Genomic DNA, 15637 nt, shown 5'->3' on the forward strand with positions numbered 1-15637 from the left:
TAGTCATTTATTTTGCATTAACTACTACATTAAATCAATAAACTGTATAAGGTTATTAATTTTCTTTATACGATAACAGCGTAAACAAACGCTAATAAAAGTCAATATAAAACATATTGTTAAAAAATTTAACGCAAAATATAATTTTTGTGTTTTATTGTTATTTTTATGTTTTTTCTATACACTTTGGAAAAGTCTATTTAAGTCTTATCTAAACCCGACATATTATTCCTAAAAGGTATTATCATGAGCAATTATTCTTTGGAACCTATCTCGCTTACTGATTGGCAATTAGTAAAAGTGACAGGAGAAGACAATCTTAAATATTTACAAGGTCAAGTGACTATTGATATGAAAAATCTTTCCGAGCACTCAGCATTGTTTGCTGCTCATTGTGATGCTAAAGGGAGAATGTGGAGTAATCTATTATTATTTATGCGCGGTGCTGAGATATATTATTTATTGCGTAAAAGTGTTGCAGAAAAGCAAATTACCGAACTAAAAAAATATGCTATTTTTTCCAAAGTGACGATTGAAAAGGAACAAGATTTAAATATGTATGGGATTATGGCTGATGCATTACCAGCGCAAATACTATCAAAATTCAATGATGATAATTGTGTTAATGATAATGACACTACTTATATTAAATTAATGTTACCTCAACCTCGAATCATTGTCATTACACCACAGCCTATTGAAAGTCATTTACAACCAAGCAATAAATGGTTACAACTTGATTTAGAAGCAGGCTATGCCATTATTGATAGTGAAAATACAGAAAGTTTATTACCACAAGCGTGTAATTTACAACTCTATAATGCCATTAGTTTTGATAAAGGTTGTTATTGCGGACAAGAAATGGTTGCTAGAGCGCAATTTCGTGGCACAAATAAACGTGGACTTTATCTATTATCTGGCAAAAGTGATGTACTACCTATCATTGGTGATACGATAGAATATCAAATAGAAGGAAATTGGCGAGAAGGGGGAAAAGTGTTAGCAGCACTAAAACTTAATCAAAATCATGATGTGTATGTACAAGTAGTACTACCTAATGGTATAAATATCAATACTGACTTTAGAATTAAAGGACAATCAACAAGCAAGCTAAATTTTCATTGATTAATTAGTTGCTATTAATCATTCCAATTAAAAACGATATCGATTTTTCAATTTATATTCATTAAAATTAAACAATTTGAATTGATAAGAATAGCTAGAATATAGATAAATATATTCTAGCTATCAATGAAATCTTTAATTATCCCTTACCTAACTCTTGATAAACAATTTGCACAAAATAGTTTACACCCGTTGTTAATAGCTCATCATTAAAATTATAAGCAGGATTATGCAAATTTGCTCCTTGCCCTGCACCTAACCAAACATAAGCACCAGGAACCTTTTGTAACATAAAGGCAAAATCTTCAGATCCCATTGAAGGAGGAGGATCAATCGTTACATTATCATCGCCCACCACTTTTCTTGCAGCGCTAATGGCTATATCCGCCTGCTTAGCATAGTTTATGGTAGCAGGATATCGGCGCTGATAATTGACTTCCGCTTTGGCGTCAAAAGTTGATGCGATACCCTGCGCTATCTGTTTGATTCTTGATTCAGCCATGTCCTGAACATCGGAACTAAATGCTCTAACCGTTCCTCGAATTACAGCTTGTTGAGGTAATACATTCCAAGTATCACCACTATGAATTTGTGTTACGCTGACAACTAAGGAGCTAAGAGGATCGGCATTACGGCTCACAATACTTTGTAATCCATTGACGATTTGTGTTGCAGTTAAAATTGTATCTTTACCCAGATGCGGTGCCGCTGCATGTGAGCCAACACCTGTCACATTAATTTCAAAGATATCATAAGATGCCATTATTGCACCGTGATTAATATAGAAATGATTTAATGCCATATTGGGCTGATTGTGAATTCCATATACTGCTTCAATAGGCAATTTATCAAATAGCCCATTTTCCGCCATTACACGGCCACCCCCTTCGTTTTCTTCGGCTGGTTGGAAGATAACAACTACCGTTCCACTAAAATCACGATGCTGGCTCAAATATTTTGCCGTTCCCAATAACGTTACTGTATGACCATCATGACCACAAGCGTGCATTTTTCCGTGTATTGTTGAACAATAATCAATATTATTCTCTTCGGTAATATCCAAGGCATCAATGTCAGCTCGTAAAGCAATCATCCGCCCTTCTTTATTACCTTTTATGATGCCAACAACCCCTGTGGGTGCAAAGTCAGTGTATAATTCTGATATACCAAATGATTTCAACTTTTCAATGATAAATTGAGTGGTATTAGTTTCTTCAAATGCAGTTTCGGGATGAGAGTGAATATAGTGACGCCATGAGATCATCTCATTTTTTAGTTGTGTAATTGAGTCCATTAATTATTCCTTTCTGACTAATTGATTTACCAGTTATACCTCGAATTAATAGCCACTATAATACGATATCATTCTTAATAAAAATAACTAATTTTACTATGATTATTAATTTTAGTTATAAGTTTCACATTTAAAACTAGTTAAACGCCTCTATTTTCAATCAAACATTAAAACGGCTTTGAAAACAGTATATAACTGAAAAAACTCACACATGGTAATACAAAATCAAATAACCCGACATTAACAAAAACGGACCAAATGGAATTACAGTTATTGATTGATCACTTAATCCATAACGCAAAATAAGATAATAAACGATAGCTAAAAATGATGAAAAAACTAACAACAAGGGAAGATCTTCATAAGATATCCATGCGCCTAAAGCAGCCAATAACTTAACATCACCCTGCCCTAGTCCCTGTTTTTTGGTCAGCAAATAAAATAATTCTTTAGGGACAATTAATAAAAAATAACCCCAAATAATGCCAGTGATCGCTTTATTTAACGTAATGCCAAACAGATTAAAATAGCCAGCTAAAATCCCTAACCATAGTAGGGGTTGAGTAAATAGATCTGGCAATAAATAATATTTTAGATCTATCATTGCCAATAAGACAAAATAACACGCTAATATCATTAATAAAATCGTATTTAAAGTCCAGCCTTTTGTCAAAAATAGAATAGCAAAAATAACCGCAAATAAAATCTCAAATACGATATAACGATAATGAATTTTCCCTTTGCACGCCCAGCATTGTCCCTTCAGTAATAGCCATGAAAAAACAGGAAACAGTTGCCAAAATCTAAGTTGTTTGTGACAATGTGGACAACGAGAGCGATGAAAAGAAATAGCAATTAAATATTCATACCCTGAATAGATAGGCTTAAAACGACAGTAAGCCACATGAATGAAGCTTCCCAAACACATTCCCAATCCAATAATTAACCAAATCATCAATGAATAACATCCCCCAATTGGAAAATCGGTAAATACATGGCAATAATTAAGCTACCAATAATCAAACCTAGAATTAACATCAATAGCGGTTCAAACAACTGTATCATATTATCAGTCAGCGTTTGATGTTGTTCCTGATAATATTCTGCTAGTTGTTTTAGCATCAAATCTAATGTACCAGACTCTTCACCAACCAAGATCAATTGACTGCACAATGGAGGTAATAAACTTTGCTGCTCGATAACAGCACTGAATGAATAGCCTTGTTCAATTCCGGCGATAATTTGATAAATAACATGACGATAATGGTAATTTTGCATAATTGTTGCAACCGCATTCAACCCACTCAATATAGGAATACCTGCTATTTGAGTTATCGAAAGAGTCTGAAATATTTGGGTTAAATGCAAAGTATGAATTAACGAATTCAAGAATGGTAATTTCAATATTAATTTATCCATTTTTGGGGCGTAAGATTTTTTTAAGTGATAATGATAAATAAGCCAAAACAAACCAATCATGCCGACCCATTTCCCATAGTTATTCTGAATATAGTAAGACAAATCAATAATCAATAATGTAAAAAAGGGAAGTTCAGCGTCAAAACTTTGATAAATATCTACAAATTTAGGTAATACGATCAATAACATAATTAGTGTTACAACAACTGACATAAACAAAAGAAATAATGGATAACGCAATGCCTTTTTTAGTCGTTTTTGTAAATTAATTGATGCCTCTATTTGAAAAGCCAATTGTTCAAAACTCAAATCAAGTTGTCCTGTTAATTCCCCTGTTGCAATAATTTCAGCATAAAGTGGTGGAAAGACAGATTGATGTTGAGTTAGTACTGTTGATAGTCGTTCTCCTTTAGCTAGTTGCCCTGCAATTTCCGTCAATAAACATTGCCAATGCTGTTTAGGGTGTTCATGCGCAAGTAAATGCAAAATTTCAAGCAAAGGTAATCCAGCTTTTAGCATGGTAGCCAGTTGTTTTGTCAAGATAAATAATTCAATACGCTTAAAACTACTTGAAAATACATAGTGACCTGCCTTGAATTTTATAGCGATATCACCTTGCAATAATAATTGCCGTCGCGCATCGTTTTGTGAAGCCGCTATAATTTTATGTTCTACAAAATTGATGTCGTACCAATAATAGAGCCTTTTCATGTTTCACCTAATACTCTATTTATTTCTGCTAAGGTCGTTATCCCTTGCTGTATTAATTGTTCAGCTGATTGCCTTAAAGAAATTTGATTTGAAGGTGTTATAACCTGTTGATTTAAAATTTGGTGTTGAATTTCAGGGGTGATAGTTAAAAATTCATATAACCCTATTCGTCCTGAGTAACCACCTACACAGTTCTCACATCCGATTGCGACATAATGTGGAATCGGCTTTTGTCCTAGCCTAATCAGCTCGCTCGCCACCACTTTACAATGACAACATAACTTACGTACTAATCGTTGAGCGATGATTAATTTAACACTAGCAGAGATGAGATATCGTTCTATTCCCATTTGATTCAAACGTGTTATTGCTTCTATACTTGAATTAGTATGTAAGGTAGACAGGACTAAATGTCCGGTTTGTGCAGCTTGAATGGCTATTTCTGCTGTTTCATGATCACGAATTTCACCAATCATCATCACGTCAGGATCTTGCCTTAACAAAGCACGTAAAATGGTTGCAAAACTTAACCCAATTTTCATATTTACAGATGTTTGATTAATGCCTTCAACCGGTATTTCTATCGGATCTTCCACGCTACAGATATTACAATGAGGCAAGTTTAATGTTTTCAGTCCACTATAAAGCGTTACCGTTTTACCGCTGCCTGTCGGTCCTGTAACTAATATTAGTCCTTGTGGGTAATTTAATATTTGTTGAAATTGAGCAAGATCCCTATCCGTAAATCCTAAATCGTGAATCGACAGCGGTGAATCATGATTATCGAGTACGCGTAACACCACTTTTTCACCATTCATAACCGGTAAGGTTGAAATCCGCATTGCATAACGATCTATTACTAATTGCCCATCCTGGGGTAATCGCTGTTCTGCAATATTCAACTTTGCCATTATTTTCAATCTGGCAACGATTTGCTTTGCCAGTGTTAAAGGAGGAGCCAGTATGGTATGCAATACACCGTCAATCCGCATACGAATGCGATAACTTTGTTGATAAGGTTCAAAATGAATATCCGAAGCACGTTTTTTTAAAGCTTTAAGCAATAATTTATCAATACTGTCGACTAGTTGATCTTCTTGCATGACTAAAACCATTTCATTGTTGCATTAATTTAAAATTTAAAGATATCTTCACATACACTATTTAAGCTTACATCAACAGGATTAGTTACACAGGTACGTGACCAATCAACACTACCATGGGTTATATTCAGCGTCGGTGTCATCGTTACTGTTAAGCCAGATAAGGCATTTTGTCCAACTAATTCAATCATTCCATTTGTGACTGTCACTGAGGTGACATAATTGGTTGATTTAGTCATTGGAATACCATTATTTGCATTATTACAATTTGCTAATCCACCTTGCTCAATTACACATATTTCTACCGCTGTTTTGTAAGCGGTCATGGCTTGTAGCATATCGGTCATGGCTGCTTTTTTTACATAACCTTGATAAGCAGGCAAACCAATTGCCGTTAAAATAGCAATTACTATAATTGCTATCATGAGTTCAAATAAGGAAAATCCCGATTGTTTGTTCATATTCATTCTCTGTTATTAAATTGCTAACGAAACACAAGCAACTTTATAGCGTTTAAAAAAAATGAAATAATAACGGTATGCCAAGTATGGAAAAAGGATAACAATAATTGTTTTTCTGATTTCATCATTATTTAAATTATTGGAAGTCAAATCACAAATCAGTCATTTGATAACAAAGTTTTATAAGATAAGGAGTCGATATGTCCTTAAAGATCGTTAATGGTTGGTTACAAGGTGTAAAACAGGTCATTTCACCATTTTATAATGATCGACCAAGTGATAAACCCATTTCATTATTAGTGATTCATAATATAAGCCTTCCACCCAATCAATTTGGTGGCCCTTATGTAGAACAGCTGTTCACAGGTCAGCTTGATCCAAATGAACACCCTTATTTTGCCGATATCTATCAAATGCAGGTATCAAGTCACCTATTTATTCGTCGTGACGGTGAGATAATTCAATTTGTAGCTTTTGATAAACGAGCATGGCATGCAGGTATATCAGCATTTGAAGGACAAGAAAATTGTAATGATTTTTCAATAGGAATCGAATTGGAAGGATGTGATAGTGAAAAATTTACCGAAGTGCAATATCAACAACTGGCAAAAGTCACCCTTCTACTACAACAAACTTATCCACTTAACAATATCACCGGACACAGTGACATTGCACCAGAACGTAAAACAGATCCTGGGCCTTATTTTGATTGGCAATATTATAGGCATTTGCTTGCTAATAAAATGCAAACTAACTTAATTAAAGATCAATTAGAACGAATTGAGCAAGCGTTAAAAAAAATAGATTTATGGCAAGCCTTGCCACCCAGTCAGGATGCTTTTTTAAGTCAACAACCTTTTGCTCTTGATACCATGAAGTCATACGAATGGCTACAATGGATTTTTATACCCCGAATTCGAGCTATAATTGATGCCAATTCGGCTATTCCCCCCTTTGCGTTACACCCCTATTTTGAAGAAGCGTTAAAAGAGTCAGAGAAAAATATTGACCATTTGTTAGATCTGATAAAACAACTTGATGAATTGACCCAATCCAAATAGTTAATGGTGGCTTAAACATATGAAAAAGTGATATTGAATAGATCTGAGAAGTTAATTACCGCGTTCTGCCCGCGGTAATTTAATAAAAAATACAATTTTTATTTTTTTAGCTTATTTCGATACTCATTGACCGCTTTTAAATGGCTATTATAATTCGTCGTAAACGTATGTCCGCCCTTACCATTAGCGACAAAAAACAGATATTTGGTATCAGCAGGGTGTGCCGCAGCTTCTAACGACGCTAAACTTGGCATTGAAATAGGCGTAGGTGGTAAACCATTAATGACATAGGTATTATAAGGATTAGTCTTATCGGTCATATCAATACGTCTAATTTTACCCGTATATTTATCACCTAAACCATAAATAATTGTAGGATCGGTTTGCAGCTTCATTTTTGCTTTTAATCGATTAACAAAAACAGATGCTACATTCGCACGTTCAGAACTGAGACTAGTCTCTTTTTCAATAATTGAGGCAATAATAAGTAATTCATACGGTGTGCTATATGGCAGCCCACTATCACGATTTTCCCACACTCTTTGCAAGTTATTTTTCATAGTGAGATGAGCACGTTTTAAAATATTAATATCTAAGGTGTCGACCGTATAAAGATAAGTATTTGGCGAAAGCCACCCTTCAAGAGGCCCCTCAATACCTAAAATTTTTGCAATATCATCGCTTGATTTATCAACCAAAGTTTGTTGAATGTAAGGAGTATTTTTTATGGTATTTAACCAATCATTGGCTCGCTTCCCTTCCACAAATCTTAGCGTAAAACTGCTTTCTTTGCCTGACACTAATAATTTTAAAAATTCATCAACTGTCATATGGGGCTCTAACTTATATCCCCCAGCTTTAATAGTACTTAATTCAGGATTTAATTTATACAAATAAGGAAGTAGATAAGCCCTATCCATTAAATTTGCTTGATCTATTTGTTCAACTAACTGATGTATTGACGTTCCTTTTTTGATAATAAACACTTTATTATCATCGTTAACATGAATATGCTGTTTAGAAAACTGTTGTAAAAAATAGTAACCCAACGCAAGCGAAGCGGTAACAACTAAAATTATTGCCAAAAACGTGTATAAAAATATTTTTTTAATCATAACTTATTTATCTATATAGTGAACCTTAGCTCGTGTAGTTAAGCGCGTTAATAACTCATATGCACTAATACCTGTATGTTTAGCAATTTCTTCTACCGGCAACTCCTTCCCCCAAAAAATGACTTCGTCGCCTGGTTTATCCGAACTATTCAGTCCCAGATCAACAATAATCATGTCCATTGAAACACGCCCCACAATAGGAACACGTCTACCATTAATTAATACAGGCGTATTTTCGGGTATACCGCGAGGATATCCATCACCATATCCCATTGCAACAACACCTAATTTTGTCTCTTTATGACTTGTCCAAATTTGCCCGTAGCCCACAGATTCACCCTTTTTATGCTTTCTTACTGCAATTAGCTCTGACTTAAACGTCATAGCTGGGTGTAATTCGGCAATGGGATTCTCAAAAGGAGAAACTCCATATAAAGCAATACCTAATCGAATCACATCACGATGTGAATTTGGCCAGGCAAGAATACCGCCAGAAGCAGCAATAGATTGCTTATCAAGCAATGATTTACTAGAAATTGATTCAACAAATTCGTCCAATAGCAAACATTGATTTGACGTTTGATCGGAAGAAAAATCATCAGCAGAACTAAAATGACTGATAATATTTAATGGTTTACGCACAACGCAACAACTTGCTAATCGATTAAATTCACCTTGAGCCTCATCAAACCGAAACCCTAAACGATGCATACCTGTGTCAATTTTGAACCAAGCTGTGATTTGATTTTCAATTTTCATCGCATTTAACGCATCAATTTGCCAACTTGAATGAACCACAGTTTGCAAATTAAAATCAATTAAATCCGTTATTTCATCATGTGGAAAAAAACCTTCCAACAAAACAATGGGGGTAATGATCCCAATTTGCCGTAACAAAAGCGCTTCAGAAAGTCTTGCAACCCCAAAGTAGTCGACCTTATCGGATAATAATTGAGCAATGCCAGCAATCCCATGACCATAAGCATTTGCTTTGAGAATAGCCATTAAGGAGCTATTAGGTGAATTTCGTCTCACATACTCAATATTATGCAGAATAGCTTGACGATTAACATTAACGACAGCAATAGACATTACTTCCAACCTAACTCAGGTAAAAAAAGATATTTTAATTTCTGTTCTAAATAATAACAAATAAAATATGAAAGGTTAATCAAGTTTTAATACAAAAAAACCACACAATCAATAAGTTAATTAAAAAATTCGGGGGCATAAGTAATTTATCCTTTTAAAAAATCATAGGATAATTCGCTTAAAAACGGTATGATCATTAAAGATATTTTTAGAAATCAGCATAATTTTTTAAAGGATATTAGATGATTGATTATAATGCATTCCCTGAACAACGCCAATCTTTTATCCGGCAGCTTTTGACTGAAAAAGGGCGTGTTGTCAGTGCTGATTTAATTAAATTGTTAGGGGTTTCAGAACACACGATTCGTCGAGATTTACAAAAACTAGCCCGTGACGGTGTTTGCAAGCGTGTATATGGTGGAGCAGTTAGCCATTTAAAACAATCAGCCACATTTGAAACTCGTGTTAATCAATGTATAGACGAAAAATCTTCAGTAGCAATAAAATGTGCAAAATTAATCAAAAATAATTCCTGCATTTTTATTGATACTGGCTCCACCTATTTAGCAATGGCAAGTTATATCCCACAAAATTTGACATTAACAATTGTCACCAATTCTCCTCAAATTGCTTCGGTCTTAAGTAGCCGTACCAATGGTGAACTCATTTTATTAGGTGGCAAAGTCAATCCGTTAACGGGGGGAACAATGGGTGCTGATACCGTTAATCAAATCCGAAATATGGTCTTTGATCAAACCTTTATTGGCGTTTGTGGACTTGACCCGTATGCAGGGTTAAGCGCAGTTTATTATGATGATGCCTGCTTCAAAAAAGAGGTCATTAGGCAAAGCAATGAGGTTATAGCCGCAGTGATTGCCGACAAAATGCAACAAGTTGCTCGCTATAAAGTTGCCACTTGTGAAGATATAGATATCATTATCGCTAGTCGAGATAGCAAAATTGAGGGCTTTGAAGATTTTAATCTCAAAATAGAAATCGCTTAATAGATTCAGCTGTCATCAACTCAATCTGAGCATGCCATCATTTGCTTTGCAATTCAATTAGTTGCTTTATCGTATTCAGTACCGCACTATCATCATTGAAACCGGTGATAAATTTAGCGACAGCTTTGGTTTCTTCAAATGCATTACGCATTGCAAAACTGTACTCCGCTTGTTCAAGTAATTCTATGTCGTTGTAACCGTCACCAAATGCCATGGTTTCATGATAACTTACCTTAAGTAGCTGTTGTAATTTTTTGATAGTATTCCCTTTATGAACATCATGCTGAGTGATATCAATCCATGTAGCTTCAGATACCACAATATAAGCTTGATTTTCAAAAGGGGTTAAATGCTGTCGAGTTTGTAAACATTGTCCTTTTTCATCATATACAGTGATTTTGATAAAGTCATCAGCGATATGAGTCAGATCATCCACTTCAATTATTGTTGCATATGAACCTCGGACTTTAGCTTTTAATCGTTCAGGTAAATGGGCTTTGATGACGGCTCCTTGAGCAGTACAAGCAATGATAACGTGCTCTTTACTAACTTGTTCCAAGGTTTTTATTATGCGCTGTCCTAATTCGTTAGGTATGAATGAACGATAAATAAATTCACCCTTATGTTTTATGGTCGTTGCGCTATCACCGACTATCCAGATTTTGTCGCTGTAATCACCAAATAGCTCTTCAACCCGTTCACATTGTTTCCCGGTACAAGCGACAAAATGAATTTCTTGCTCAGCCATAAGCGCATACACTTGCGAAAATAGCTGACGGTCATAATCACCTTGGCTATTTAAAAATGTCCCATCTAGATCACTTATAATCAATTTAATCATTTTATTATCCTTTTTCATTGCAATTTTATTTAATCAATCAAGATATGATTGATTATGATGCTTTATGCTCGATTAAGCAATGTTGTAATCGTTTAGGATGAGATCATGATCACAAAAAAATGAAGTCATTTAAATTCTATTAATGTTTTTCAATTAGGAAATACTCAATATTATTAATATTTTAAACTTATTATTAGTGCAAATGAGTTAAAACGAGAATGGATCGATTGATTATTGAGAGATCTAAAATTGACGATGACTTATTTACCGCAATATACACTGTTAAAGTGACGGATCGGTATAATAAAAAAAAACCGACCATTAAGGTCGGTTTATTTGTTGATTACTGTTTAGCTTCGATATTATCACCCACTAAATCCAAATGAATGGTTTTACCTGGTACTAATTTACCGGACAATATTTGTTGTGCTAATGGGTTTTCAATTTCTTGTTGAATAGCGCGTTTTAACGGTCTTGCACCATAAATTGGATCGAAACCAACTTTGGCAAGATGTTCTAACGCTGCATCAGAAATATCCATTTCATAACCTCGTTCATCTAAGCGTTTTTCAACATGTGCCAATTGAATTCTAGCAATCGCTTTGATGTTTTCTTGACCCAGTGGATGGAAGACCACCGTTTCATCAATACGGTTGATAAATTCTGGTCTAAAATGTTTAGTTACCACGGTCATAACTAATGCTTTCATTTCGTCATAACTAAGCTCAACTTGTCCTTGAATTAAATCAGAACCCAAGTTAGATGTCATGATGATAACCGTATTGCGGAAATCCACTGTACGACCTTGTCCGTCAGTTAAGCGACCATCATCTAAGACTTGTAATAAAATATTAAAGACATCCGGATGCGCTTTTTCCACTTCATCCAGTAAAATTACTGAATAAGGTCGACGTCGTACGGCTTCGGTTAAATATCCGCCCTCTTCATAACCAACATAACCAGGAGGCGCACCAATTAAGCGAGCAACGGAATGTTTTTCCATAAATTCAGACATATCAATCCGTACCATTGCATCTTCACTATCAAACATAAAGTTTGCCAATGCTTTACAAAGTTCGGTTTTACCCACACCTGTTGGACCTAAGAATAAGAAAGACCCAATCGGTTTATTCGGATCAGAAAGACCAGCACGGCTACGACGAATAGCATTTGCTACAGCGACAACAGCTTCATCTTGCCCAATAACACGTTTATGTAAAGCGTCTTCCATGTGTAATAATTTATCTTTTTCGCTTTCAAGCATTCTCGAAACAGGAATACCCGTCGCTTTCGATAATACTTCGGCAATCTCGTTATCGGTCACTTTGTTACGCAATAATTTCATGGTTTTACCTTCTAATTGCGTAGCTGTTGCGAGTTTCTTTTCAAGTTCCGGAATTTTGCCATATTGCAATTCCGACATCTTGTTTAAATCCCCTGCTCGACGAGCTTGTTCTATCTCAGTGCGAGCTTTTTCCAACTCTGCTTTGATATTCTGAGTGCCCGAAAGTGCAGCTTTCTCTGATTTCCACTCTTCTTCAAGTGACGCATAATCCTTTTCTTTTTCAGCAAGTTCATTATTTAACATCTCAAGTCGTTTTTTACTGGCATCATCCGACTCTTTTTTAAGCGCTTGTTGCTCAAGTTTAAGTTGAATGATACGTCTTTCAAGACGATCTAATGATTCTGGCTTAGAATCCATTTGCATACGAATACTCGATGCAGCTTCGTCAATCAAGTCAATAGCTTTATCTGGCAACATACGATCTGAAATATAACGATGCGATAAGGTTGCCGCAGCCACAATGGCTGGATCGGTAATTTGAACATGATGATGCAATTCATAACGCTCTTTCAAACCACGCAAAATGGCAATGGTGTCTTCAACAGTCGGTTCAGCCACATAAACTTTTTGAAAACGACGTTCCAATGCAGGATCTTTTTCAATATATTGACGATATTCGTCAAGTGTTGTTGCCCCAACGCAGTGTAATTCACCACGAGCTAATGCTGGTTTTAACATGTTTCCGGCATCCATAGCACCATCGCCTTTACCTGCACCGACCATAGTGTGAATTTCGTCGATAAACAGAATAATACGACCTTCTTCTTTAGCGATATCTTTAAGAACAGCTTTCAAACGCTCTTCGAACTCACCACGATATTTAGCACCAGCAATTAAGGCGCCCATATCCAAGGATAAGACACGTTTATTACGTAATCCTTCGGGGACTTCACGATTCACAATACGTTGTGCTAATCCTTCAACAATCGCAGTTTTACCCACACCCGGTTCACCAATTAACACAGGGTTATTTTTGGTACGACGTTGTAACACTTGTATCGTACGGCGAATCTCTTCATCACGCCCAATAACTGGATCGAGTTTACCTTGTTCTGCACGCTGTGTTAAATCAATAGTGTATTTTTTCAACGCACCACGTTGATCTTCTGCATTTGGATCATTCACGTTGTCGCTTCCTCTTAATTGATTGACTGCTTGAAGAAATTTATCTTTAGTGACACCCGATTTTTTTAGGATATCGCCAAGGCTCCCTTTTTCGTCTAATGCAGCTAATATAAATAGCTCTGAAGAGATATAACTATCTCCATTTTTTTGAGATAATTTATCGCATAAATTTAAAACTTTAATTAAATCTTGAGAAGGGATAACTTCGCCACCGACACCCTGCACTTGAGGTAATCGGTCAATGGATTGATTTAATTCTTGTTGTAAAATGGCATTATTTGCCCCAGCAGCTGCCAATAATGGATTAACACTACTGCCTTCTTGATTAAGCATTGCTGAGAGTACATGGATAGGCTCTATATACTGATTATCTTTACCTAATGCTAAAGACTGCGCATCAGCTAAAGCTTGTTGAAATTTGTTTGTGAGTTTATCTAACCTCATATTATCTATCTCCTTAGCAATAAATTTGGCATAAATGATTAAACACTTATTCCATTTGCATAATGACTAAATGAGTGTGGAAGGAAAAATTTCAAGAGTTTGTCAAGAATTTTTTTACAGATAATAAAAACTGACTAACGTGAAACATTTTAGACCTAAAAATGATAAATTTAAATATATTTACAATCGCATCCTAAATAGAATATCTAGTTTCAGATAATCATTGAAAGGTGACAAATAACTTGATATCTATTATATTAACCGCTTTCTTCTGTTAGGTTAACTAACCGTGGTTCGTGATCCATCCCACGAAAAAAAACTAGGAATGTAAAATGTTCAAAATTGCCAAAGAGTTCCAATTTGATGCTTGTCACATGTTAGACGGGCATAACAAAAAATGTCATAACCTGCATGGTCATACTTACCGATTAGTCGTCGAAATTAGTGGTGAACTCATTAATAAGGGTTCCAGCGAAGATATGGTAATGGATTACGCTGATCTCAAATCCATTGTAAAAAAACATATTATTGATCCGCTCGATCATGCTTATCTTTACCACCAAAATAATGTTAATGAATGCCGTATTGCTACCTTATTGCAAGAAATGGATCGAAAAACATTTGCTTTTCCGTGTCGCACAACCGCTGAAGGAATGAGTCAATACATTTTTGATTGTTTATCGAACTATTTACCCATATCCAAGATTAAACTGTGGGAAACCCCAAGCTCTTACTGCGAGTATCAACGGGGTTAACTATGCTTGAGTTTCGTATTGTTGAAATCTTCGAATCACTGCAAGGCGAAGGTTATAATACCGGTATGCCCGCCATTTTTATTCGCTTGGCAGGTTGTAATCTAAATTGTTGTTGGTGTGATACCAATTTTCGCCAATATACCCGTTTCACATTAGATCAACTTCTCGACAAAGTGAAACAGTATAAAAGCAAAAATATCATTATTACGGGTGGCGAGCCAACCTTAGTTAAAGATCTATCTAAATTACTCTTACCCCTTAAGCAAGCGGGTTATTTTATTGCTATTGAAAGTAATGGTTTAGGCAAAGTCGACGCTTTAATTGACTATATTGCTCTCAGTCCTAAGTTTTGCTATCAATCACGTTATCAAAAAATAGTTCAGTCAATTGCTAATGAAGTGAGAATCGTTGCTGAAAATCATCCTGACTTCATTTCGTTTTGCCAATATATAGAACAAAATATTCAAGCTAAACGCTATTACTTATCGCCTTGTGAAAGAAATGGCGAGTTTAACATGCATGACACAATCATATTACTTGGACAAATTAATCAAAATCGTATTGAAAATAAATGGTTACTGAACATCCAAACGCATAAATTTGCTAATATTGAATAATTAATCACGAAAAAGCACATCTGTTTACCGTTAACGGCTCATAATTTTGCCCTGAACGATTGTGATGGTTATATAACTTAATAATTTAATAAAGTTTTTGTTACGAAAATAAGAATAACATGTTT

Annotated in this window: 13 protein-coding genes, 2 pseudogenes and 1 riboswitch; of the genes and pseudogenes, 6 read left to right on the forward strand and 9 right to left on the reverse strand. The window is 35.2% G+C overall.

Features of this window, described 5'->3' with window-relative positions; genetic code table 11:
- The first annotated feature begins 246 nt into the window (after window positions 1–246).
- Complete coding sequence (gene ygfZ / locus J3U36_RS03260; protein ID WP_267380722.1) at window positions 247–1125, forward strand: tRNA-modifying protein YgfZ; 879 nt, start codon at window positions 247–249, stop codon at window positions 1123–1125.
- A gap of 139 nt (window positions 1126–1264) precedes the next feature.
- Here the strand turns inward: ygfZ and J3U36_RS03265 are convergent, their stop codons facing one another.
- The 5 genes and pseudogenes from J3U36_RS03265 to ppdD form a co-directional block, all read right to left on the reverse strand.
- Window positions 1265–2419 carry a M20 aminoacylase family protein gene (locus J3U36_RS03265; RefSeq protein WP_267380724.1) on the reverse strand — a complete coding sequence of 385 codons (1155 nt, stop codon included), beginning with the start codon at window positions 2417–2419 and terminating at the stop codon, window positions 1265–1267.
- 205 nt (window positions 2420–2624) lie between these two features.
- The gene (locus tag J3U36_RS03270) at window positions 2625–3374 is read right to left on the reverse strand and encodes a prepilin peptidase (RefSeq protein ID WP_267380726.1); all 750 of its coding nucleotides are present in this window, start codon (window positions 3372–3374) and stop codon (window positions 2625–2627) included.
- A complete protein-coding gene (gene hofC / locus J3U36_RS03275; protein ID WP_267380727.1) occupies window positions 3374–4549 on the reverse strand; it encodes a protein transport protein HofC in 1176 nt (391 codons plus the stop codon). Before hofC ends, J3U36_RS03270 begins: the two co-directional genes overlap by 1 nt.
- A pseudogene (locus J3U36_RS03280) lies at window positions 4546–5637 on the reverse strand (GspE/PulE family protein); the annotation flags it as partial. The pseudogene J3U36_RS03280 and the gene hofC, both read right to left, overlap by 4 nt.
- 44 nt (window positions 5638–5681) lie before the next feature.
- Entirely contained in the window at window positions 5682–6113 is a 432-nt protein-coding gene (gene ppdD / locus J3U36_RS03285) for a prepilin peptidase-dependent pilin (RefSeq protein WP_267352480.1), read from the reverse strand.
- Between the two features lie 200 nt (window positions 6114–6313).
- Here ppdD and ampD point away from each other — a divergent pair.
- A pseudogene (ampD, locus tag J3U36_RS11380) lies at window positions 6314–6856 on the forward strand (1,6-anhydro-N-acetylmuramyl-L-alanine amidase AmpD); the annotation flags it as partial.
- Window positions 6857–7174 (forward strand): YqcC family protein, encoded by a 318-nt coding sequence (locus J3U36_RS11385; protein WP_416379856.1) that lies wholly within the window; start codon window positions 6857–6859, stop codon window positions 7172–7174.
- A 98-nt stretch (window positions 7175–7272) separates the two neighbouring features.
- On the opposite strand, the gene mltG is transcribed toward J3U36_RS11385, so the two are convergent.
- Together mltG and alr are read right to left on the reverse strand one after the other, a co-directional pair.
- A complete protein-coding gene (gene mltG, locus J3U36_RS03295; RefSeq protein WP_411596888.1) occupies window positions 7273–8286 on the reverse strand; it encodes an endolytic transglycosylase MltG in 1014 nt (337 codons plus the stop codon).
- Between the two features lie 6 nt (window positions 8287–8292).
- A complete protein-coding gene (gene alr / locus J3U36_RS03300) occupies window positions 8293–9381 on the reverse strand; it encodes an alanine racemase (RefSeq protein ID WP_267380734.1) in 1089 nt (362 codons plus the stop codon).
- 242 nt (window positions 9382–9623) lie between these two features.
- Between alr and J3U36_RS03305 the strand changes: the two genes are divergently transcribed.
- Window positions 9624–10385: a DeoR/GlpR family DNA-binding transcription regulator gene (locus tag J3U36_RS03305; RefSeq protein ID WP_267380735.1), complete on the forward strand. Its 762-nt coding sequence runs from the start codon at window positions 9624–9626 to the stop codon at window positions 10383–10385.
- Window positions 10386–10422: 37 nt separating this feature from the next.
- Here J3U36_RS03305 and J3U36_RS03310 read toward each other — a convergent pair whose 3' ends face one another.
- Together J3U36_RS03310 and clpB are read right to left on the reverse strand one after the other, a co-directional pair.
- The gene (locus J3U36_RS03310) at window positions 10423–11226 is read right to left on the reverse strand and encodes a Cof-type HAD-IIB family hydrolase (RefSeq protein ID WP_267380737.1); all 804 of its coding nucleotides are present in this window, start codon (window positions 11224–11226) and stop codon (window positions 10423–10425) included.
- A 343-nt stretch (window positions 11227–11569) separates the two neighbouring features.
- Window positions 11570–14140 (reverse strand): ATP-dependent chaperone ClpB, encoded by a 2571-nt coding sequence (gene clpB / locus J3U36_RS03315; RefSeq protein WP_267352474.1) that lies wholly within the window; start codon window positions 14138–14140, stop codon window positions 11570–11572.
- A 283-nt stretch (window positions 14141–14423) separates the two neighbouring features.
- Window positions 14424–14469: riboswitch (PreQ1 riboswitch) on the forward strand.
- Window positions 14470–14472: 3 nt separating this feature from the next.
- On the opposite strand from clpB, the gene queD reads away from it, so the two are divergent.
- Together queD and J3U36_RS03325 are read left to right on the forward strand one after the other, a co-directional pair.
- Entirely contained in the window at window positions 14473–14895 is a 423-nt protein-coding gene (gene queD, locus J3U36_RS03320; protein ID WP_267380739.1) for a 6-carboxytetrahydropterin synthase QueD, read from the forward strand.
- 2 nt (window positions 14896–14897) lie between these two features.
- A complete protein-coding gene (locus J3U36_RS03325; RefSeq protein WP_267380740.1) occupies window positions 14898–15512 on the forward strand; it encodes a 7-carboxy-7-deazaguanine synthase QueE in 615 nt (204 codons plus the stop codon).
- Window positions 15513–15637: the final 125 nt, after the last annotated feature.

Origin of the sequence: Gilliamella sp. B3817, from assembly GCF_026536705.1 — a bacterium.
GTDB lineage: Bacteria > Pseudomonadota > Gammaproteobacteria > Enterobacterales > Orbaceae > Gilliamella > Gilliamella apicola_I.